This window comes from Pseudodesulfovibrio sp. 5S69 (genome assembly GCF_037094465.1).
In the GTDB taxonomy this organism is placed as follows: Bacteria; Desulfobacterota; Desulfovibrionia; order Desulfovibrionales; family Desulfovibrionaceae; genus Pseudodesulfovibrio; species Pseudodesulfovibrio methanolicus.
The window spans coordinates 2289916-2308996 of record NZ_CP146609.1; the positions used below are offsets into that span (position 1 = coordinate 2289916).

Here is a 19081-nt window from a genome sequence, read left to right on the forward strand (position 1 = left end):
GGCTAGACGATGACGTGTTTGCGGATGTAGCCGACCACCTCGTCCACGTCGTCCGTGACCATGAACAGGTCGAGGTCTTCGGCCTTGCAAAAGCCGTTGGGGACCATCTGGGTCTTGAACCAGTCGATCAGCCCTGCCCAGTACTCGGAGCCGAAGAGCACGATGGGGAACGGCTTGATGCGGTGGGTCTGGATGAGCACCAGGGCCTCGGACAGCTCGTCCAGGGTGCCGTAGCCGCCGGGCAGGGCCACGTAGGCCAGGGCGTACTTGATGAACATGAGCTTGCGGATGAAGAAGTAGCGGAACTCGCTCTTGATGTTCAGGAACTCGTTGCTCTTCTGCTCCATGGGCAGGTGGATGTGCAGCCCGATGGATTCGCCATCGTTCTCGAACGCGCCCTTGTTGCCCGCTTCCATGAGGCCGGGACCGCCGCCGGTGATGACCGAAAATCCGGCCTGGGACAAGGCCTTGGACAGCTCCACGGTCTTCTGGTAGAGCGGTTCGTCCTGCTTGACCCTGGCCGATCCGAACACGGAAACGGCTGGGCCGATTTCGGACAGGTTCTCGAACCCGTCGACGATTTCGGACATGATCTTGAAGAGCCGCCAGGACTCGTGGATGGACAGATCGTCGATCAGATATTGCTTGGAACGATGAATCATTGGTTCTCCTGTGCGCTCATGGCAAGGTTGCCTGGACACGGTTTATGGGGCATGTAGTCTGGGCGGCGGATGCAGGATTCCGCCGACTGCTTCATTACACTGATTTTGTTCCGTTCGGAAGAGGATTATATTCCGGAATTCCGGGCGGGACGGCAACGCGAGGACAACGTATGAAAGTCACCTTCATGGGCGCGGCCCGCACCGTCAGCGGCTCCTGTTACATTCTCGAATGCGACGGCAAGCGTTTCGCCGTGGATTGCGGCATGCACCAGGGCAACAGGGAGATCGAAAAACGCAACTGGAACATCGACGCCTATGACCCCAAGAAGCTTGATTTCATCCTGATCACCCACGCCCATATCGACCACACCGGGCTGTTGCCCGCCCTGGTGGCCAAGGGATACCGCAATCCCATCTACTGCACCTCGCCCACCCGCGACCTGCTGGAGATCATGCTCCTGGACTCGGCCCATATCCAGGAGATGGAGGCGGAGTGGGGCAACCGCAAGCAACGCCGGACAGGCGGCGACATGATCAAGCCGCTGTACACCATCGCCGATGCCGAGCGGACCACGCCGCTGTTCGCGGCCATCGAATACTCCAAGACCTTCGAGCCCGCGCCGGGCGTCAAGGTGACCTACAAGGATGCCGGGCACATCCTCGGCTCGGCCTTCATCGAGATCGAGTACCAGGAGGACGGCAAGCTGACCAAGGCGGTCTTCTCCGGCGATCTGGGCAGGCCGGAACAGCTCATCGTCAATGACCCGTCCGATATGGAGTGCGCGGACTACCTGTTCATGGAGTCCACCTACGGCAACCGCAACCACGTGGACGAGAAGGGCAGCCTGGACGAACTGGCCGAGGCCATCGCCTACAGCTACGGCAACGGCGAAAAGGTGGTCATCCCGGCCTTTGCCGTGGAGCGCTCCCAGCAGATCATTTATTCCCTGTTCCTGCTCAAGAAGCAGGGCAAGCTGCCCGCGGACATGCCCATCTACCTGGACAGTCCGCTGGCCATCCGGGCCACGGAGATTTTCCGCCACCATCCCGAATATTTCGACGAAAAGACCCAGGAGTACATCCGGAACGGGGAGAACCCCCTGGACCTGCCCAACCTCCATTTCACCCAGACGCGCGAACAGTCCCAGGCCATCAACGAGTCCCAGGGACCGGCCATCATCATCTCGGCCAGCGGCATGGCCAATGCGGGGCGGATCAAGCACCACCTCAAGCACAACCTGTGGCGTCCGGGGGCCAGTGTGGTCTTCGTGGGCTGGCAGGGCGTGGGCACGCCGGGCCGCAAGATCGTCAACGGGGCCGAGAAGATCACCATCTTCGGCGAGGAGGTCCTGGTCAAGGCCAAGGTCTTCACCATCAACGGCTTCTCCGGCCACGCCGGGCGCGACGAACTTTTGGACTGGCTCGGGACCATGCAGGGCAAGCCCATCAAGGTCCTGCTCGTGCACGGCGAGGCCGAGGTGCAGGACGAATTCGCCAAACTGATTACCGAGAAGTTCGGCTTCGAGGTGCACATCCCCGAGTACATGGAGGTCCTGGAGCTCCTGCCGGGCAAGGAGTTCGAACCCGTGGTGGACCTGGATGTGGCCCGGCCGCGCGTGGACTGGGAATTCCTGCTGGCGGACTCCGAGACACTGTACCAGGAGCTGCGCAACCGGCTCCGGGACGTGGAAAAGCGCCCCTGGGTGGACCAGGCCGAGCTGCGCGACAAGCTGCTTGACATCAACCGCACCATCGTGGAGCTGGTCTCCGAGATGTAGCCGTGCGGATCGTCGGAGGCCAATACAAGGGGCGCAGGATACTGACCTGCGAGGGCCCCGGATACCGTCCCGCGACCATGAAGGTGCGCGAGTCCGTCTTCTCCATGCTCACGGCGCGGGGCGTGGACTTCCATGACGCGCGGGTCATCGACATGTTCGCAGGAAGCGGCTCCCTGGCGCTCGAATGTCTCAGCCGGGGCGCGCCCACGGCCTGGTTCGTGGAGAAAAGCCCCAAGGCCGCCGCGCTCATCCGCCGCAACCTGGCCGATCTGAAAGTGGATAAGTCACGATACAGGGTGGTCTGCAAGGACCTTTTTGGTGTATTGTCCAAGGGCCCGGAGCGCCCCTTCGATTTGGTCTTCATCGACCCGCCCTATGGTCACGACCTGCTCGTCCCGGCCCTGGAAAAGGCGCTGGGCAACGCTTGGATCGCGCAGGACGCACTGGTCCTGGCCGAGGTGGAGAGCGCTGTCACCCCCCCGCAGGACGGCCCCGTGGGGGACATGGAATTGCTAACCGACCGGGAATACGGTCAAACCAGGATTTTACTATGGCGAAATTGAACCCCAGGCTGGCCGTCTACCCCGGCACATTCGATCCTCTGACCATGGGCCACGTGAGCTTGACCCGCCGGGGGCTGAAGGTCTTCGACAACATCATCCTGGCCGTGGCCGAGAGCACGCCCAAGCGGACGCTGTTCACCGTGGGCGAGCGCGTGGCCCTGGCCCAGGACGTGTTCCGAGACGAGCCGAGGGTCACGGTGGCATCCTTCGACTGCCTGCTTATCGACTACGTGGAGAGCCGGGGGGCGGGGGCGATCATGCGCGGTCTGCGCGCGGTCTCGGACTTCGAGTACGAGTTTCAGATGGCGCTCATGAACCGCAAGCTCAAGTGGGAGATCGAGACCGTCTTCATGATGACCGACTTCAAGTGGATGTACCTGAGCTCCACCATCGTCAAGGAAGTGGCCCAGTACGGCGGCGACATCCGGGGGCTGGTCCCCGGCCCGGTGGCCACGGCCCTGTCCGTCAAGTTCGGCGTCAAGCCCCAGGACTGGGGGCACAACCACTACATATGAGTGCCCGGCCTCCCATAGTCTGCCTGCTCGGCCCGACCGGCACGGGCAAGACCGCGGCGGCCATCGCCATCGCGGGCCGCCTGCCCGCCAGTGTGATCAATTTCGACTCCCGCCAGGTCTACCGCGACTTCCCGATCATCACGGCTCAGCCCGACGCGGAGGAGCGCGCCGCCTGCCCACACCATCTCTATGGGTTTCTGTCCACGGAGGAGAAGATGACCGCGGCCCGGTTCGTGGAGATGGCCGTGGACAAGATCGAGGAAGTGCGCGGGGAAGGGCGGCTGCCCATCCTGGTGGGCGGCACCGGGCTCTATCTCCGTTCGCTCCTGTCCGGCATCGCGCCCATCCCCGAAATCCCCGAGGATGTCCGCCGCAAGGTTCTGGACCGCGTGGCCGAGGAAGGCCCCCAGGCCCTGCACGCCGAGCTTTCGCACACCGACCCGGACTACGCGGCCAAGATCCACCCGAACGACACCCAGCGCAACGCCCGTGCCGCCGAGGTCTATCTGGCCACGGGCAGGACCATGACCTGGTGGCACACCGAGAGCGAGCACGCCCCGGCGCCGTACGCCTCCCTCAAGGTGGGCATGCGCATCGCCCTGAACGACCTCGAACCGCATCTCGCCGCGCGCATCGACGCCATGCTCGAACTCGGGGCCCTGGACGAGGCCCAGGCCGCCTTTGCGCGCTGCCCGGACCCGGACGCGCCGGGCTGGACCGGTATCGGCTGCGCCGAGTTGCTCGGGTTCCTGCGCGGCGAACTGACCATGGCCGAGGCCCGCGTGAAGTGGGTGAAGAACACCAGGGCGTACGCCAAGCGGCAGATCACCTGGTTCAACAAGGAAACGGACATCCACTGGTTCGCGCCCGGCGAAAACGGCCCCATCGCGGACCTGGCCCGGCGGTGGCTTTCGGAGCGGGGCTGATCAACTCCCGGCCAGGACGGCCAGTTGCGCGGGGGTCATGGCCCAGTTCAGGGTCCCGGCGGGGTTGCCCGGTTCCAGGCTGAACTGCATGAGCCCGCCGTTTTCCACGCGGACGTCCACCTTTCTTCCCGGCGACAGGATGGCCGAGGCCAGCAGCGCCAGGGAGGGCAGGTGGCCGGCGATGAGGATGGAGTCCAGCCCCACGTAGTCGTTGATGAATCTCAGTGTTTCCGCGGTCGGGGCCATGGCCTTGACCGCGTCCGTGACCACGATGCGGTCCACGGGGTAGCCGGTGGACTCGGCCATGATTTCAGCGGTCTGGACGGAGCGGACCTTGGAGCTGGCCGCCACCAGTTCGAACCGCAGGCCGAGGATGGCGGCGGCCCGGGCGGTTTTCTCCACCTGCTCCCGGCCCACGGGGCTCAGGGGCTGGTTCGAATTGACTTCCTTGGGCAGGCACGCGCCGTGCTGCATCAGATGGATAAGCATGTTTCGCTCCGGGGTTGGTTGGCCGTATCCGGCAAGGCTACCACCGGACCCGCCCAGCGGCAAGCGGCTTGCAGAAATCCGGCAAGCGCGATACATGGGGGAAACCTTGGCCATCCCGGCCGTACGAGGCTTTGAACACTTCAGGACAGTTATCAGATGCCGTTTCGAATATTTGCTCCGATCCTATTGTCGTTTTTCCTTTTTTCGTCGCCAGCGCAGGCCTTTGAGGGGCTCGTGCAGACCTTCGGGACCGACGGGACCATCGCCTGGGGCAGCGGCGATCTTTCCGTGGTCAGGGCTATAGAGGGCGCGGCCACGGACGAATCCGACGCGGCCCTGTCGCCGCTGGCCGTGCGCAAGGCCGTGGTCCAGGCGCGCAAGCAGCTTCTGGACATGGTCTTGTCCGTGCGCATCGACGGCCACCAGACAGTGGGTGCGTTCCTGTCCGGAGACAGCGACCTGGCCACCCAGGTGCGCGGGCTCATCCAGAACTCCCTGTACCGGGGGCCGGGCCTCTTTGACGCGGCGGGCACGGTCCGCGTCTCCGAGAAGCTCCGGGGACAGTTGGCCGAACTCGTCCTGCCCAACACCATCCAGTTCCAGAGCGGGATTCCGCCCAAGCTGTCCACGGCCACGGGGCAGGGCGTGGACCAACCCGACAATGCGCCCGAGGAAGTGGGCAGCGGCACGCGCGGCTACACCGGCGTGGTCATCGACGCGCGTGGACTCAAGCTCACCCCGGCCCTGGCCCCGGTCATCTACGGCCAGGACGGGTTCGGCGCCTACGGATATTTCCAGGTCGGCAGGACCAACGTGGCCGACAAGGGCATGGTCGCCTATGCCGTCAGCGACAACCCCAAGGTGCTGGCCGAGCGAGTCGGCAACCGGCCCCTCATTGTCCGGGGGCTGAGCGCCTACGGCTCCTGGCGGACCGATGTGGTCATCGCCGCCTCCGACGCCCGGCTGGTCCGGGCCGTGGTCAAGACCGGTTCCATTGCGGACGGATGCAGGGTGGTTATCCTGGTGGATGCGCCGGAGAAGTCGCCCGACAGCGCGGGTGCGGCCCAGGCGACCAAAGGAGAGGGCGATGCGTAAATATATTTTCCTGATTACCGTGGCCTGCTGCCTGCTGGCGGCCTGGCCTGCCCTGGCCGGTCAGGTCCAGGTCTTCGAGCCCATGGCCGAAGGCATGTCCCAGCGCGACCTGCGTGACAAAGCGCGTGCCCAGGGGTTCGCCCAGGCCGTGCTCGACGAGGCCGTGGTCATGCTCGGGAACAAGCTCCCCGAGGCGCGTACCGCGCTGCTCAAGGAATATCTCCTCGGCCATGCCGAACCGTTCATCCAGGGCTACAAGGTCGTCTCCTCCCAGGACTACCCCGAGGGGCTGAGCCTGACCATGGATGTGCGGGTGGACCGCAGGACCCTGCGCGACAGCCTCGGCGGCATGGGGCTCTTCGCCACCCTGTCGCAGCCCCAACCCGCAACCGTGGTCTGGCCCGGCGACCTCACCGACGAGGATTTGCAGGCCCTGCACAACCTCATCAGTCTGACCGGCATAGCCCCCACCGAGGGCGCTTCCCCGGTCTTCACCCTGGAGCGGGGTAGCGACAAGAACACCTGGAAGTGCCACCTGTCCTATGACGGGCAGGAGTGGCTGGCCGTCAACACCGACATGGCCAAGGCCTGGTTCACCCTCTGGCCCAGGTTCTTCGACCGGCCCACGGCCCAAGCCGCCCAGACCGGCGGTGAAACCCTGACCGTGTCCGGCTGGTTCTCCCCCGACGGCGTGCTGGAATTCGACCGCGTCCTGCACGGCTGGGACGGTGCCGTTCAGAACGCCCAGCTCGTGACCATGGACATGCAGCCCACCGGGGCCGGGGCCACCTGGACCCTGTCCGTGGTCAACCGCGACCGGCTGGAGATGCTGCTCAACGCCTTCCTGCCCCAGCGCGGCCTGAGCTTCCATCTGGCCGCCGAAAACCGGGACTAGACCGGGCGAAGAGGAAACCGTGCCGCGCGATGCCATCTGGACTGTTCCCAACATCCTGACCATCGTCCGCATCCTGCTGACGCCGCTCTTTGTCGTGGCCTACGTGGGCGAGAACTTCAATCTGGCCTGGGTACTTTTCCTCGTGGCCGGGCTGACCGACGCCTTCGACGGTTTTTTGGCCCGCGTCTGGGACCAGCGCACCCAGCTCGGGGCCGTGCTCGACCCCTTGGCCGACAAGGCCCTGCTGGTCACTTCCTTCATCTGCCTGGCCGCCAAGGGCTGGATCCCCTTCTGGTTCGCCGTGCTCGTGGTCAGCCGCGACGTGATCATTGTCGGCGGCCTGGCCGTGCTCAGCTTCCTCGGCGTGGACGTCAAGAACCGCATCCGGCCTATCTGGATCAGCAAGTTCAATACCGCCGCCCAGATCGTCCTCGTGGTCTCGGTCATGATCCACCGCACCTTCGGGATCAGCTACGGCTACCTGCTCGGCACCCTCGTGGCCGTCACCGCCCTGTCCACCATCCTGTCCGGCATCGCCTACGTCCGTCGGGGCTTCGAACTCTTCTCCGAACAGGCCGAAGGGTAGGCATATGCCTCCGGCGGCCGGGGGAAGGGGGAAAGGAAAGCCCTTTACAAAGGGTTTCCTTTCCCCCTTCCCCCGGACCCCCATCTTCCTTTCCTTCCTAAACTTTTTGTTTGCGCATTCGCGCGTACGGAGGGCTGCGAACGGGTGTGTTGTTGGGTGGAAAGAAGGGTTGGTGGAGAGGAATAGTTGAAGGGAAGAATGAAGAAATGGACGCGCGCGCAACATCTGCGAAGCGGCGCTAAAAAGTTTTGGAGATTCCCAAGGACCTATTTCAAAAGGTTCTTGGGCGGGTCCAGGGCAGCGCCCTGGCCGTCGGAGACGCCCGGCCGGCGAGGCCCCGCCGGAGGCATGCGGCAAAAAAAAAGACCCGGTTGCAGGGGCAACCGGGTCAGAAAAGCCTGTAGGTTGGAGGGGCAGCGATTAGCTGTCTTTTTTTTCGTCGTCGGAGGGGGAGGATTTGGGGGTCACGTCGATTTCGTCAGGCTCACTGGTGGCCTTTTTGAAATTGCTGATGGCCTTGCCGATGCCGCCGCCGATTTCCGGCAGCTTTTTAGCGCCGAAAATGACTAATACAATCAAAAGAATGATCAAGAGTTCCCAAACACCGAATCCGCCAATCATATATTGCCTCCAATTGCGTGAATGACTTCACGATTATTTGTGATAGAGGCTATACACCCGCCACCATTCCCAGTCAAGGACGGCAGCTCATTTGCACGAAGCGGCCTTGGCCCGCTTCCGGCCGGGAAAAGGGCGGTTTGACTTTACAATTGAATGCTCGGGCTTTACATCAGTCACATCGGCACTGGAAGACCGGCCGGAGCGCGGCCTGGTCGTTCCGAACGCATTGAACAAAAGGTAGGAATGGGCAAGATTTCCCGGCTGCCGGGCACCGATTGCCGGCACCATGTCAATGGCCGCTGCCTGTACGAGGAGTGGCTCAATCCCGGTTACACGAAGTCATGGCGCTGCCAGGTCACGGCCCGGTGGGAGTCTTCCTTTGACGATTTCCTGCGTCGCGCAGAGTATTTCGGCGTGGAGGAGGACGCGGCCCCCGACCTCTGGGGCCGCCAGTTCCAGCGTCTGGCCCGGGACACGTTCCACTGCGGGATGTACACATACAGGCAGGGCGCGACCGCACCGGGCTGCGGGCACCATCTGGACGGGGTCTGCGTCATGGGACTGCCCCGTTGCTTTGGGCGGTGCCGCCACTTCGACCCGGCTACCGACGAATAGAACAAGGAGACCGAGCATGCTGCTGGCTTTTCCCTACATGCATCCCGAATTGTGGTCCGGCGACGACCTTGAGGGGCTGACCTTCTTCGATCCCGGCCTGACCGCCGAACCGGCCCCCCACGCCTTCAGGCCCGAGGGGCTGCCGCTCGATCCGAAGATGGCCGGCGCGCTGATCAACGACTGCATTAACTTCGGCGAGCAGTTCAAGGATCCCGGCGAGATGGCCTATTTCGGGGCGGTGACTGCCGACGACTTTTACGAGGGCTCGTCCATGTCCATCCAGGCCCAGCTGTCGCGCCAGTTCGACGACGGCCGGGGTTCCAAGCAGGAGCGTGAGGCTCGCGAGGCCGCGTCCAAGGCGCAATTCGTGCTGCTTCTGGCCTGGGCTTTTGAGGAGCGCATCCTTGAACTGGCCGGACTGGAAGAGGGCATCCGGAACGGCTGGGAAGCCATGGACCGGACCATCGGCGTGGATGAGGAGGACAGCCTGGGCGAGCGCGAGACCGCTCTGGGCGAGACCCTCAGCCACACCGGGGGCACGTCCGACGGCCAGGAGATCCGGCTGCCCTGGCAGCGGGTGGTCGAAGCCCTGCCCGCCTTCGTTCCCGAGGAAACGGTTCTGATTTGCGCCGATCCCGAGATTTTCGAGGTCTGGGAGGAGTTCGGCATCGACTTCGAGGAAGGGCAGGACGGCCTGTTGCGGGCCACGGCCCCGGCCTGGCAGTTCGGTTGCCGCCGCCGTGAGCCCCAGGGCGTGCCCGCGGCGCTGAAACGACTGACCATCGCAATTCTCAAGTAACTTCCGGAGGGGACGCATGGCGATCGCCAATCCGTTGATGAACCTCCGTCTTGTCGAGGGCCTCAAGACCATTGTTTTCGACAACGACGGGGTGCTGATCGATTCCTACGAGGCCAACATGGTCTATTACGGCACCATCCGCGAGCGGCTGGGCCTGCCGCCCATGAACGACGCGGAGCGGTATTTCGTGCATTCGCGCACCCACGATGAGGCCGTGCGGCACATCGTGCCCGCGGACAAGCTCAAGGAGGCCTTCGAAATCGGCGCGACCATGAACCAGGCGGACCTGGCCCCGTACTTCAAGCGCTCGGACGGCATCCGCGAGTTTTTGTGGTGGCTGCGAGCGGCCGGGTTCAACCTGGCCGTGAACACCAGCCGGGGCGAGTCCATGAGTTTGGTCCTCAAGCTCACGGACCTGGAGGGCTTCTTCCACCCGATCATCACATCCTGCGTGGTCAGCAAGCCCAAGCCTCACCCCGAGGGGGTGTTCCGGATCATGCGCGCCCACGGCGTGCGCCCGGACGAGGTGGCCTACATCGGGGATTCCATCGTGGACCAGCGAGCGGCACGGGCGGCCGGGGTGCGATTCTGGGCCTATGGGGATCAGAACCTTGAGGCCGATGTGTTCATCGAAAATTTCTGGGCCATCCGGGCGGCCATGCAGCGCTGCTACAAAGGGTGTGCCCCTGCGTTTTAGGACTTGATTCTTGCATTCCCGTGTGCGAAATTACCAACATTGATACTCATGGCCGGTGTTTAGTACCGCGTCGTCAGGAGGCCTCATGGACTTGATTGTCCAAGCAATTGCTACCGTTCTCGATATCGTTCTCTCCGCCTATTTTTGGGTCGTCATCATATCCGCTCTTCTCTCTTGGGTGAATCCGGACCCATACAACCCTATCGTGCGCTTCCTGCGCGGCGTCACGGAGCCTGTTTTCTACAAAATCCGTAGCTGGATTCCCTTCGCCGTGGTCGGCGGTTTCGACCTTTCGCCCATCGTGGTCCTGCTGGCCATCAAGGTCTGCCAGATCGTGGTGGTGGGGAACCTCATACGGCTGTCCTATTCTCTGGGTTCCGGCGTGTCCATGTAGCCCTTTGACCAAAGGAGGACCGAGGTGACCGTTTCCAAGATCGATTTGCTCAACAAGCAGTTTTCGCGCGGCCTGTTCGGTTATTCGCGCCTGGAGGTCGACCAGTTCATGCTCGAACTGGCCGAAGTCCTGGGCGACGCGGCCGATCTGCAGAAGGGTATGCGCAAGAAGATCAAACGGTTGGAGAGCGCCCTCAAGGAGTACCGTCGGCGCGACGAGACCCTGCGGGACACCCTCATGTCCACCCAGAAGATGGTCGACGACCTGAAGGTCGCGGCCGGACGCGAAGCCCAGCTTATCCTGGACGAGGCGCGGGCCAAGGCGGACGACACCGTGCGCAAGGGCCACAACCGGCTCGCCCAGATTCACGAGGAAATTGAATCCCTGAAGCGGACCCGCACCCAGTTCGAGGTCCAGCTCAAGGGCATGCTCAACGCGCATCTGGAGATGCTCGAGCGCAGCGACCCCGAGCGGGAGAAGGTCGAGGAGATCGAATCCAAGCTCAAGTACCTGAAGAAGGTCGAGTAGGGGGACGCCATCTCTCTGCCGGTGTTCGTCTCAAAGCGGGAGTCGGGGTGGGCCCTCGACGTCTGGGCCCAGCCGGGCGCCAGGAAGGACGAAGTCGCCGGCGAGTACCAGGGGTGCCTGAAGGTTCGCCTCAGGGCCCCGGCGGTGGACAACAAGGCCAACAAGGGATTGGTCGCGTACATCGCCCGGTTGTTGCGGTTGAAAAAAAGCCAGGTGGAAATCCTCTCCGGCCATTCCAGCCGGAAGAAACTCCTGGCACTTAATACAGCGGGAGAGCCGGACTGGGGAAGTCTTCTTTCAGGCATGTCACCGCGTTAACCTGTAAAAAGGAGCAGCACATGGAAGCCAAGGACCTTGAACTCATTGAGAAGTACGGGGCCGACGATACGCAACTCAAGGCTCTGTGGGACCAACATATCAATTATGAGAAAATGCTGGATAAGCTCGAGTCCAAGTCCTACCTTTCTCCCACGGAGATGCAGGAGATGAAGGAACTCAAGAAGAAGAAACTGGCGGGTAAGACGACCCTGTCGTCGCTGCTCGAGAAATACCGCCAATTGGAGGCATAGCAAATGAAGTTGACCGGGGCCCAGATCCTGCTCAAGTGTCTGGAAGAGGAAGGAGTTGATGTCATGTTCGGTTTCCCCGGGGGAGCCGTGATCGACATTTATGACGAGATACCCAAGTCGTCCGTGGAGCACATCCTGGTGCGCCACGAACAGGGCGCCATTCACGCCGCCGACGGTTACGCCCGGGCCACCGGCCGGGTAGGGGTATGCCTAGTCACCTCCGGCCCCGGTGCGACCAATACCGTAACCGGAATCGCCACGGCCTACGCCGACTCCATTCCGGTCGTCATTTTTACCGGTCAGGTGCCCCGGGCCCTGATCGGCAATGACGCCTTCCAGGAAGTGGACATCGTCGGTATCACCCGGCCCTGCACCAAGCACAACTACCTGGTCCAGGACGTCAACGACCTGGCCAGGACCGTCAAGCAGGCCTTCTACCTGGCCCGCACCGGGCGTCCGGGTCCTGTCCTGGTGGACCTGCCCAAGGACATTCAGCAGCAGTTGGCCGAGTTCAAGTATCCCGAAGAAGTGTCCATGCGCAGCTACAAGCCGACCAAGATGCCGCACATCGGCCAGATCCGCAAAGTGGTCAAGCTGCTCAAGAAGGCCAAACGGCCGCTGATCTACTCCGGCGGCGGGGTGATCACCTCCGGCTCGCACGAGGAGCTGACCTGGCTCGGAAAGACGCTGCATATCCCGGTGACCTCCACCCTCATGGGGCTGGGCGCGTTCCCTGGCGACGACGGGCTTTTCCTGGGCATGCTCGGCATGCACGGCACCTATGCCGCCAACATGGCGGTGAACAACTGCGACCTGCTTCTGGCCGTGGGCGCGCGGTTCGACGACCGTGTGACCGGCAAGGTGGACACCTTCGCCCCCAATGCGACCATCGTGCACATCGACGTGGACCCGACCTCCATCCAGAAGAACGTCTCGGTCCAGGTGCCCCTGGTGGCGGACTGCAAGCCCGCCCTGGCCGCGCTCAAGGCCGAGACCGAGGGCACGCTCGACGAGTACGACTGGGCCGCCGACCACAAGGAGTGGGTGGACAAGGTCCAGGGCTGGGCCAAGGAGCACCCGCTGACCTACAAGGACGACACCGAGGGCATCAAGCCGCAGTACGTGGTCGAGAAGATCTACGAGATCACCAAGGGCGACGCCATCATCGCCACCGAGGTGGGCCAGAACCAGATGTGGGCCGCCCAGTTCTACAAGTACAACCGGCCGAACACGCTGCTGACCTCCGGCGGCCTGGGCACCATGGGCTACGGTTTTCCGGCCGCCATGGGCGCGCAGCGCGCCTTCCCGGACAAGCTGGTCATCGACATCGCGGGCGACGGCTCCATCCAGATGTGCATCCAGGAGATGATGACCGTGGTCTGCAACAAGCTGCCGGTCAAGATCGTCATCCTCAACAACGGCTATCTCGGCATGGTCCGGCAGTGGCAGGAACTCTTCTACGAGAAGAACTACTGCGCCACCTGCATGGACGCCCAGCCCGACTTCGTCAAGCTGGCCGAGGCCTACGGGGCCGCCGGTTTCCGGGTGACCGAGAAGAAGGACGTGGAGAAGACCCTGCGCGAAGCCTTCAAGGTGGACAAGCCGGTCATCGTGGACATCCGCGTGGAAAAGGAAGAAAACGTCTATCCCATGGTCCCGGCCGGAGCGTCGCTGACCGAGATGCTGTTGGTTTAGGAGGCCGTGATGAGCAAACACACTCTTTCCGTGATGGTTGAGAACGAACCGGGCGTCCTGTCCCGCGTGGCCGGGCTTTTCTCCGGCCGCGGCTTCAACATCTATTCGCTGAACGTGGCCCCGACCCTGGAGAAGGGCGTCTCCCTGATGACCATCGTGGCCGAGGGCGACGATGCCATCGTCGAGCAGATCGTCAAGCAGTTGCGCAAGCTGGTACCCACCATTAAGGTCAAGGATCTCACCGAGCTGAAATCCGTTGAGCGCGAAATGGTTCTGCTCAAGGTCAATGCCGAGGATTCAAAACGCGCGGAGATCCTGCGTATTGTTGACATCTTCAGGTGCAAGGTTGTAGACGTGAGCGTCGATGAGCTGACCATTGAGGTAACGGGCGACCAGGGCAAGATCGGCGCGCTCGTCAATCTGCTCACCCGCTTCGGCATCAAGGAAATCGCCCGTACCGGTAATGTCGCCATGCGGCGCTCCATGCAGATCGACCTATAATTTGCAACCAGGCGACTCACCGGGCCAGGAGTTCTCTCCTCGCCCGGCTTTTTCGCATGTTCATATAATTCAAGCTGTTGTGTCCCAAGTGGGGCAAACAATATCGAGGAGAAACTCCCATGAAAGTGTATTACGAGAAAGATGCGGACCTGAGCCTTCTGAAAGACAAAACCGTGGCCGTGGTCGGCTACGGCAGCCAGGGCCATGCCCACGCGCAGAACCTGCGCGACTCGGGCGTCAACGTCATCGTGGCTCAGCGCCCCGGTGGCCCCAACTATGACCTGGCCAAGGAGCACGGCTTCGAGCCCATGTCCGTCGCCGACGCCGCGAAGCAGGCCGACATGATCATGATCCTGCTGCCCGATCAGTATCAGGCCGCGGTCTTCAAGAACGAAATTCTCCCGTACCTCGAAGAAGGCAACATCATCGCCTTCGGTCACGGCTTCAACGTCCATTTCCAGCAGATCACCCCGCCCGCGGGCGTGGACTGCGTCATGATCGCCCCCAAGGGCCCCGGCCACCTGGTGCGCCGCACCTATACCGAGGGCGGCGGCGTACCCTGCCTCGTGGCCGTGGCGGCCGACGCCTCCGGCAAGGCCACCGACATCGCCCTGGCCTACGCCAAAGGCATCGGCGGCGCCCGCTCCGGCGTGATCAAGACTACCTTCAAGGAAGAGACCGAGACCGACCTGTTCGGCGAGCAGGCCGTGCTCTGCGGCGGCCTGACCGCCCTGTGCAAGGCCGGCTTCGACACCTTGGTCGAGGCCGGATACCAGCCCGAGATGGCCTACTTCGAGTGCATGCACGAGCTCAAGCTGATCATCGACCTCATGTACGAGGGCGGCCTGGCCAACATGCGCTACTCCATCTCCGACACCGCCGAGTACGGCGACTACGTCACCGGCCCGCGCATCATCACCGATGAGACCCGCGAGGAAATGCGCCGCGTGCTCAAGGAGATCCAGGACGGCACCTTCGCCCGCAACTTCATCCTGGACAATCAGGCCGGTCAGGTCGGCCTGAAGACCATGCGCCGCCTCGGCGCCGAGACCCAGATCGAGGAAGTCGGCGGCCGTCTGCGCAAGATGATGAGCTGGCTCAAGAAGTAAGCTCGCCTCCAGAGGCTATGCAAGGGCGGTCCCGATCGGGGCCGCCCTTTTTTGTCGTTGTCCAGGGGCCGGAAAAAGGAGGGGCTAGTCAGGTGATTTCGTCTCCCCCGGAAAGGCCGTGTCTTCAGACTTCCGACGTCGGTCATAGGACGTAGTTGGTCAGTTATTTCAGGCTGTTGATTGTCCATGGAGAGGGGGCTACGAAAGGGTGGCCGCATACGTTTTTGTAGCTCGAAAAACAGGGAGTAAATTTGTCACATATTTACCTGTTTTTTTTGCTTGACCCATGAGTCAAAGGTGAATAGTTCTCGCTCTCCGATTTCCATTTTGAGGGTGAGACAATGACGTTGGATGTCCTTTTTCTCGGCTTGGCCATATTCCTCCTGGAAGTGATGGCCCTGACCATTGGCACCGTGCGGACCATCGTGACCATGCTCGGCGAGTCGCGCGCGGCCTTTCTTCTGGGCTGCCTGGAGATGACCCTGTGGGTCTTCGGGACCTCGGCGGTCATGACCAAGGTGGGCGATACGCCGGTGCTCGGTCTGTTCTACGCGGTCGGTTTCGCCACGGGCAACGTGATCGGCATCCTGGCCGAGAAGAAGCTGGCTCTGGGCAACGTGGTCGTGCGCATCATCAGCGCCTGGCACGGTACCGACATCGCCCATGCGGTTCGCCGGGCCGGGTTCATGATCACCACCGTGGCCGGAGAGGGCTCCGAGGGCGCGGTCACGGTCCAGTTTGTGGTTTGCAAGCGCAAGGACATGAAGTTGGTGCTGGGTGAGGCCCGCAAGATCGATCCAGACCTGTTCTACACCTTCGAGACCGCGGGCGGGGCCAGCGACGTGCCCAGCCCGACCGCCAGCCGTCTGGACAAGTTCCTGCGGCCCATCCGGCGGTTCGTCCCCCAGTTCTGATTCTTCGGGGCCTGATTTCGTTTATCGCTGTCGCCTGAGAGGGAGGCTAGCGGGCGTTGGCCGTATCGTCGTGATGGCGGTGCAGGGCGGCGCCCAGCGCACCCATGTGGTCGGGGTTGTCCGGGACCAGGATGTCACGGCCGATCTCGCCGCCTATGCTTTTGGCCAGCAGATCGAGCACGCAGGGGTTGTTGGCCACGCCGCCGGTGAAGACCAGAGGGAAGTTCAACCCCACCCGGCGGAGCATGTTGGCCGTGCGCTTGACGATGGCCCTGTGCAGCCCCAGCGCGATGGCCTCGGGCTTTTCGCCGCGGGCCATGAGCGAGGTGGCCTCGGTTTCGGCGAAAACCGTGCAGATGGAGCTGATCTCGGGCGGGTTCTCCCCCTTCATGGCGTACGGGCCGAATTCCTCCACCGGAATCTGGAAGACTCCGGCCGTGTATTCCAGGAACTTGCCCGTTCCGGCCGCGCAACGGTCGTTCATCTCGAATTTCAGGACCCGGCCGCCCGCCAGGGACATGGCCTTGGTGTCCTGCCCACCGATGTCCAGGACCGTGCGCGCCTCGGGGAAGAGGTGCGCCGCGCCCAGGGCGTGGGCCTTGATCTCGGTGATGGTCGAGCACTCGCAGTCCAGGCCAAGCCGCTGGATGAGATTACGCCCGTAGCCGGTCCCGACCAAGGAGGCGGGGCGCAATCCATCCAGCAGTTTGAAACACTGGGACACGGGGTCGAAGGTGGTGGGGAGCTTCTTGGCGGCCGCCACCTCGCCGTCGATCAGGGTGACCAGCTCAATGGAGCGGGACCCGATGTCCAGGCCTGCGATCATGCGAGGGTCTCCACGAACGCCTCGATGCGCGTCTTGAGCTGTTCCACGTCCTCCATGGAGTAGTCCGTCTCGATGGAGAGCATGGGGATGCCCTCGGCCTGCAACCGCTTGTCCACCTTCAGGGACTCGTGGCTGTACGGCTGGCAGAAGAGCAGGCTGTAGTGGATCACGCCGTCGGCCTTGACGTCCTTGGCCAAGCTGGCGATGTTTTCCAGCCGCTCCTGGTTGGGGGTGAAACAGGCGCAGTCGATCAGCATGTAGCGGTCGGCGATGGCGTCGATCATCTCCTCAAGGGTCTCCCCCGACTCGTCCACCAGGTCCCGCGAGTTGCGGGTGCCGATACACGATTCCTCGCCCACGATGACCGCACCGGAGCTCTCCACCACGTAGGGCAGCTTCCAGTTGGGCACGGCCATGGGGCAGCCCGAGAGCAGGAGCCGGGGCGTATCCTTGGGGGCCACGCCGTCGCCCTTTTCGATGCGTGCTTCCAGTTCGTCGCACAGTTCGTTGATCTTGGCCGTGAACCGGATCGGATCGTCGTAGAAGCTGATCTGGTTGACGAGCAGGGCGTCGCGGCCGGAGATGGGGGCCGGGGACGCAGCGCGGAGGCGGGTCAGCCGTTGCAGGGCGCGCCGCCTGTCGTTCAGGATGCGGATGCCTTCCTTGAGCTTCTCGGCGGTGATGGTCACGCCGGTCAGTTCCTCCACGGCCTTCATGTAGCGGATTACTTCGGACTTCCACAGGTCGCGGGCGGCTCCGGACTTGGTCTGGGGCACCTCCATGACGTAGGTGGGGGCGATCTCGTTGAAGGCCTCGTAGGCCTTTTTCTTGCCGTCGCAGGTGGTCTCGCCCACGATCATGTCCGAGGACTCGATGTAAGGGCACAGCTTGGCCATCTTGAAGCCGATGAAGGACTTGATCAGGGCGCAGGTGTTGCGCGGGACGAGCTGTTCGGCCAACTCGCTGCCCGCCTCGGCCCCGGCGCACAACCCGACGTGTATGGCGCCGGCGGCCAGGGATATTTCCTCGGGCACGAACACGCAGAAGGAGCCGATGACCTTGCGTCCTTCCGCCTTGGCGTCCTGCAACTCCTTGATGCGCAGCCCGTGTACTTCGGACAGGACGAAATCGAGGTATTCAGCGCCCTTGAGACGGTTCTCCTGGGACAGGTAGATGTCCCCGTAAAATTTGCCGAGCACTTCGAGCAGGCCGTCGTGCGCCTCGAGATCCATATTCAGTTTTTCCCACATTTCATGATGCGTGTTTTCGGGCATTCCGTACTCCCCGGGATGGACGTTGTGGATTGGTCGGGTTTGATATCGATTGCAGCAATGTTTACCTAGTGAATTTTTCTATTTTTAAAACGGTATTGGCAACAGGAAAACGCTCTTATCAACGATTCGGCACTTTTTTTGTCCGACTACAAAATTGTGTCCCTCTTGTAACCAAACGATTTTGTAGGGGAAAACTGTAACCCCAAAACAGGGCTGATTGCGGCGGCGAAATAGTATGGAAAAAAAGTGCGTCATTACAATATGTTCTTCTAATTTTAGTGCTGAATCGTTGGGTAGTTGCGGAAATGTTGTAGGGAGCCTGCGAGTCCCATAGAGAGTAGTTATGTCTATGTGGGCATAATAAACCGTGAGGATGACCCATGACCATCTGTCCGTTTGATTCCGGCAAATCCGGAGGTGCCCCGCACAGGGGCCGTTCCGGAGTGAAACGTCCGGCCCGGGCGCGGTCCGGTGCCGGCGGCGGCCGGTCACCGGGGATTCCTGACATGCCCGCGGGGAGGTAGACCATGCTGGATGCGAGATCGACAAAGAATGCTTGCGGCAAGCGAAATCCCACCATGCGCATGCACCTGTGGTTCGAGACCGAGGAGGGCGTCCTGTTCGGCCTTGGCCGGTTGCAGTTGCTGAAATGCGTCGAGGAACATGGTTCCCTCAAAGCAGCGGCCGAGGCCTTGGGCATGTCCTACCGAGGCGCCTGGGGCAAGATCAAGACCACCGAGGAACTCATCGGGCGCAAGCTCATTGAGCGGGCCTCCAACCGGCGTGCCGGATACCATCTGACCGCCTTCGGAAAGTCCATCGCCAAGTGTTACGACCAGTGGTACCGGGAAGTGGAGGCCTTTGCTCTCTCCAAGAGCCAGGAATTCCTGCCTTTTTCTCTTGACCGATATAAATGAGCGGATTCCTCCGGTCTTCAATGTGTTAATAATAACATATTGAATTTATTGGATTTAATGCTACGATTGCCGAACCTGGGCATTCCGCTCGGGACAGCAACAGTCGGACCGAA

The 19081-nt window shown here is 62.4% G+C and carries 24 protein-coding genes; 19 read left to right on the top strand and 5 right to left on the bottom strand.

Features of this window, described 5'->3' with window-relative positions; genetic code table 11:
* Window positions 1–2: 2 nt before the first annotated feature.
* Complete coding sequence (locus V8V93_RS10820; RefSeq protein WP_338670184.1) at window positions 3–659, bottom strand: TIGR00730 family Rossman fold protein; 657 nt, start codon at window positions 657–659, stop codon at window positions 3–5.
* 173 nt (window positions 660–832) lie between these two features.
* On the opposite strand from V8V93_RS10820, the gene V8V93_RS10825 reads away from it, so the two are divergent.
* The 4 genes from V8V93_RS10825 to miaA are packed head-to-tail and all read left to right on the top strand — an operon-like array spanning window position 833 to window position 4444.
* Window positions 833–2440, top strand: a complete 1608-nt coding sequence (locus V8V93_RS10825) for an MBL fold metallo-hydrolase (RefSeq protein WP_338666682.1) — start codon at window positions 833–835, stop codon at window positions 2438–2440.
* A 2-nt stretch (window positions 2441–2442) separates the two neighbouring features.
* Window positions 2443–3003: a 16S rRNA (guanine(966)-N(2))-methyltransferase RsmD gene (rsmD, locus tag V8V93_RS10830; RefSeq protein WP_338666683.1), complete on the top strand. Its 561-nt coding sequence runs from the start codon at window positions 2443–2445 to the stop codon at window positions 3001–3003.
* Window positions 2991–3518 carry a pantetheine-phosphate adenylyltransferase gene (gene coaD, locus V8V93_RS10835; protein WP_338666684.1) on the top strand — a complete coding sequence of 176 codons (528 nt, stop codon included), beginning with the start codon at window positions 2991–2993 and terminating at the stop codon, window positions 3516–3518. Before rsmD ends, coaD begins: the two co-directional genes overlap by 13 nt.
* The gene (gene miaA / locus V8V93_RS10840) at window positions 3515–4444 is read left to right on the top strand and encodes a tRNA (adenosine(37)-N6)-dimethylallyltransferase MiaA (RefSeq protein ID WP_338666685.1); all 930 of its coding nucleotides are present in this window, start codon (window positions 3515–3517) and stop codon (window positions 4442–4444) included. The genes coaD and miaA overlap by 4 nt, the downstream gene beginning before the upstream one ends.
* Here miaA and V8V93_RS10845 read toward each other — a convergent pair whose 3' ends face one another.
* Window positions 4445–4933: a SixA phosphatase family protein gene (locus V8V93_RS10845; protein WP_338666686.1), complete on the bottom strand. Its 489-nt coding sequence runs from the start codon at window positions 4931–4933 to the stop codon at window positions 4445–4447.
* Window positions 4934–5167: 234 nt separating this feature from the next.
* Between V8V93_RS10845 and V8V93_RS10850 the strand changes: the two genes are divergently transcribed.
* The 3 genes from V8V93_RS10850 to pgsA are packed head-to-tail and all read left to right on the top strand — an operon-like array spanning window position 5168 to window position 7509.
* Window positions 5168–6028, top strand: coding sequence for a hypothetical protein (locus V8V93_RS10850; RefSeq protein WP_338666687.1), 861 nt, complete (start codon window positions 5168–5170; stop codon window positions 6026–6028).
* On the top strand, window positions 6021–6923 hold the full coding sequence (locus V8V93_RS10855) for a hypothetical protein (RefSeq protein WP_338666688.1): 903 nt from the start codon (window positions 6021–6023) through the stop codon (window positions 6921–6923). Before V8V93_RS10850 ends, V8V93_RS10855 begins: the two co-directional genes overlap by 8 nt.
* A gap of 19 nt (window positions 6924–6942) precedes the next feature.
* Entirely contained in the window at window positions 6943–7509 is a 567-nt protein-coding gene (gene pgsA / locus V8V93_RS10860) for a CDP-diacylglycerol--glycerol-3-phosphate 3-phosphatidyltransferase (protein ID WP_338666689.1), read from the top strand.
* 420 nt (window positions 7510–7929) lie between these two features.
* Here the strand turns inward: pgsA and V8V93_RS10865 are convergent, their stop codons facing one another.
* Window positions 7930–8130 carry a twin-arginine translocase TatA/TatE family subunit gene (locus V8V93_RS10865; RefSeq protein WP_338666690.1) on the bottom strand — a complete coding sequence of 67 codons (201 nt, stop codon included), beginning with the start codon at window positions 8128–8130 and terminating at the stop codon, window positions 7930–7932.
* Window positions 8131–8373: 243 nt separating this feature from the next.
* Between V8V93_RS10865 and V8V93_RS10870 the strand changes: the two genes are divergently transcribed.
* The 11 genes from V8V93_RS10870 to V8V93_RS10920 all read left to right on the top strand — a co-directional run bounded on the left by V8V93_RS10870 (window position 8374) and on the right by V8V93_RS10920 (window position 15951).
* Window positions 8374–8745: a hypothetical protein gene (locus tag V8V93_RS10870; protein WP_338666691.1), complete on the top strand. Its 372-nt coding sequence runs from the start codon at window positions 8374–8376 to the stop codon at window positions 8743–8745.
* Window positions 8746–8761: 16 nt separating this feature from the next.
* Window positions 8762–9544, top strand: coding sequence for a hypothetical protein (locus V8V93_RS10875; protein ID WP_338666692.1), 783 nt, complete (start codon window positions 8762–8764; stop codon window positions 9542–9544).
* Window positions 9545–9560: 16 nt separating this feature from the next.
* The gene (locus V8V93_RS10880) at window positions 9561–10241 is read left to right on the top strand and encodes an HAD family hydrolase (protein WP_338666693.1); all 681 of its coding nucleotides are present in this window, start codon (window positions 9561–9563) and stop codon (window positions 10239–10241) included.
* A gap of 85 nt (window positions 10242–10326) precedes the next feature.
* Window positions 10327–10635, top strand: a complete 309-nt coding sequence (locus V8V93_RS10885) for a YggT family protein (protein WP_338666694.1) — start codon at window positions 10327–10329, stop codon at window positions 10633–10635.
* A gap of 24 nt (window positions 10636–10659) precedes the next feature.
* The gene (locus V8V93_RS10890) at window positions 10660–11163 is read left to right on the top strand and encodes a DivIVA domain-containing protein (RefSeq protein ID WP_338666695.1); all 504 of its coding nucleotides are present in this window, start codon (window positions 10660–10662) and stop codon (window positions 11161–11163) included.
* Between the two features lie 21 nt (window positions 11164–11184).
* Window positions 11185–11481 carry a DUF167 domain-containing protein gene (locus V8V93_RS10895; RefSeq protein WP_338666696.1) on the top strand — a complete coding sequence of 99 codons (297 nt, stop codon included), beginning with the start codon at window positions 11185–11187 and terminating at the stop codon, window positions 11479–11481.
* A gap of 20 nt (window positions 11482–11501) precedes the next feature.
* Window positions 11502–11732 (top strand): DUF465 domain-containing protein, encoded by a 231-nt coding sequence (locus V8V93_RS10900; RefSeq protein ID WP_338666697.1) that lies wholly within the window; start codon window positions 11502–11504, stop codon window positions 11730–11732.
* 3 nt (window positions 11733–11735) lie between these two features.
* The gene (gene ilvB, locus V8V93_RS10905) at window positions 11736–13427 is read left to right on the top strand and encodes a biosynthetic-type acetolactate synthase large subunit (RefSeq protein WP_338666698.1); all 1692 of its coding nucleotides are present in this window, start codon (window positions 11736–11738) and stop codon (window positions 13425–13427) included.
* Between the two features lie 9 nt (window positions 13428–13436).
* Entirely contained in the window at window positions 13437–13928 is a 492-nt protein-coding gene (gene ilvN, locus V8V93_RS10910) for an acetolactate synthase small subunit (protein WP_338666699.1), read from the top strand.
* 119 nt (window positions 13929–14047) lie between these two features.
* Window positions 14048–15037 carry a ketol-acid reductoisomerase gene (gene ilvC / locus V8V93_RS10915; RefSeq protein WP_338666700.1) on the top strand — a complete coding sequence of 330 codons (990 nt, stop codon included), beginning with the start codon at window positions 14048–14050 and terminating at the stop codon, window positions 15035–15037.
* 341 nt (window positions 15038–15378) lie between these two features.
* A complete protein-coding gene (locus tag V8V93_RS10920) occupies window positions 15379–15951 on the top strand; it encodes a DUF2179 domain-containing protein (RefSeq protein WP_338666701.1) in 573 nt (190 codons plus the stop codon).
* A gap of 46 nt (window positions 15952–15997) precedes the next feature.
* Here the strand turns inward: V8V93_RS10920 and V8V93_RS10925 are convergent, their stop codons facing one another.
* Window positions 15998–16777, bottom strand: coding sequence for an acyl-CoA dehydratase activase (locus V8V93_RS10925; protein WP_338666702.1), 780 nt, complete (start codon window positions 16775–16777; stop codon window positions 15998–16000).
* Entirely contained in the window at window positions 16774–18051 is a 1278-nt protein-coding gene (locus V8V93_RS10930; protein ID WP_338666703.1) for a double-cubane-cluster-containing anaerobic reductase, read from the bottom strand. The genes V8V93_RS10925 and V8V93_RS10930 overlap by 4 nt, the downstream gene beginning before the upstream one ends.
* Before the next feature lie 527 nt (window positions 18052–18578).
* On the opposite strand from V8V93_RS10930, the gene V8V93_RS10935 reads away from it, so the two are divergent.
* Complete coding sequence (locus tag V8V93_RS10935) at window positions 18579–18968, top strand: winged helix-turn-helix domain-containing protein (RefSeq protein ID WP_338666704.1); 390 nt, start codon at window positions 18579–18581, stop codon at window positions 18966–18968.
* Window positions 18969–19081: the final 113 nt, after the last annotated feature.

Bases quoted from the DNA above. Each gene is read 5' to 3' on its own strand.
- V8V93_RS10825 (WP_338666682.1), top strand. From the start codon at position 833: ATGAAAGTCACCTTCATGGGCGCGGCCCGCACCGTCAGCGGCTCCTGT.
- coaD (WP_338666684.1), top strand. From the start codon at position 2,991: ATGGCGAAATTGAACCCCAGGCTGGCCGTCTACCCCGGCACATTCGAT.
- miaA (WP_338666685.1), top strand. From the start codon at position 3,515: ATGAGTGCCCGGCCTCCCATAGTCTGCCTGCTCGGCCCGACCGGCACG.
- V8V93_RS10845 (WP_338666686.1), bottom strand. From the start codon at position 4,933: ATGCTTATCCATCTGATGCAGCACGGCGCGTGCCTGCCCAAGGAAGTC.
- V8V93_RS10855 (WP_338666688.1), top strand. From the start codon at position 6,021: ATGCGTAAATATATTTTCCTGATTACCGTGGCCTGCTGCCTGCTGGCG.
- V8V93_RS10865 (WP_338666690.1), bottom strand. From the start codon at position 8,130: ATGATTGGCGGATTCGGTGTTTGGGAACTCTTGATCATTCTTTTGATT.
- V8V93_RS10870 (WP_338666691.1), top strand. From the start codon at position 8,374: ATGGGCAAGATTTCCCGGCTGCCGGGCACCGATTGCCGGCACCATGTC.
- V8V93_RS10875 (WP_338666692.1), top strand. From the start codon at position 8,762: ATGCTGCTGGCTTTTCCCTACATGCATCCCGAATTGTGGTCCGGCGAC.
- V8V93_RS10880 (WP_338666693.1), top strand. From the start codon at position 9,561: ATGGCGATCGCCAATCCGTTGATGAACCTCCGTCTTGTCGAGGGCCTC.
- V8V93_RS10885 (WP_338666694.1), top strand. From the start codon at position 10,327: ATGGACTTGATTGTCCAAGCAATTGCTACCGTTCTCGATATCGTTCTC.
- V8V93_RS10900 (WP_338666697.1), top strand. From the start codon at position 11,502: ATGGAAGCCAAGGACCTTGAACTCATTGAGAAGTACGGGGCCGACGAT.
- ilvB (WP_338666698.1), top strand. From the start codon at position 11,736: ATGAAGTTGACCGGGGCCCAGATCCTGCTCAAGTGTCTGGAAGAGGAA.
- ilvN (WP_338666699.1), top strand. From the start codon at position 13,437: ATGAGCAAACACACTCTTTCCGTGATGGTTGAGAACGAACCGGGCGTC.
- ilvC (WP_338666700.1), top strand. From the start codon at position 14,048: ATGAAAGTGTATTACGAGAAAGATGCGGACCTGAGCCTTCTGAAAGAC.
- V8V93_RS10920 (WP_338666701.1), top strand. From the start codon at position 15,379: ATGACGTTGGATGTCCTTTTTCTCGGCTTGGCCATATTCCTCCTGGAA.
- V8V93_RS10925 (WP_338666702.1), bottom strand. From the start codon at position 16,777: ATGATCGCAGGCCTGGACATCGGGTCCCGCTCCATTGAGCTGGTCACC.
- V8V93_RS10930 (WP_338666703.1), bottom strand. From the start codon at position 18,051: ATGCCCGAAAACACGCATCATGAAATGTGGGAAAAACTGAATATGGAT.
- V8V93_RS10935 (WP_338666704.1), top strand. From the start codon at position 18,579: ATGCTGGATGCGAGATCGACAAAGAATGCTTGCGGCAAGCGAAATCCC.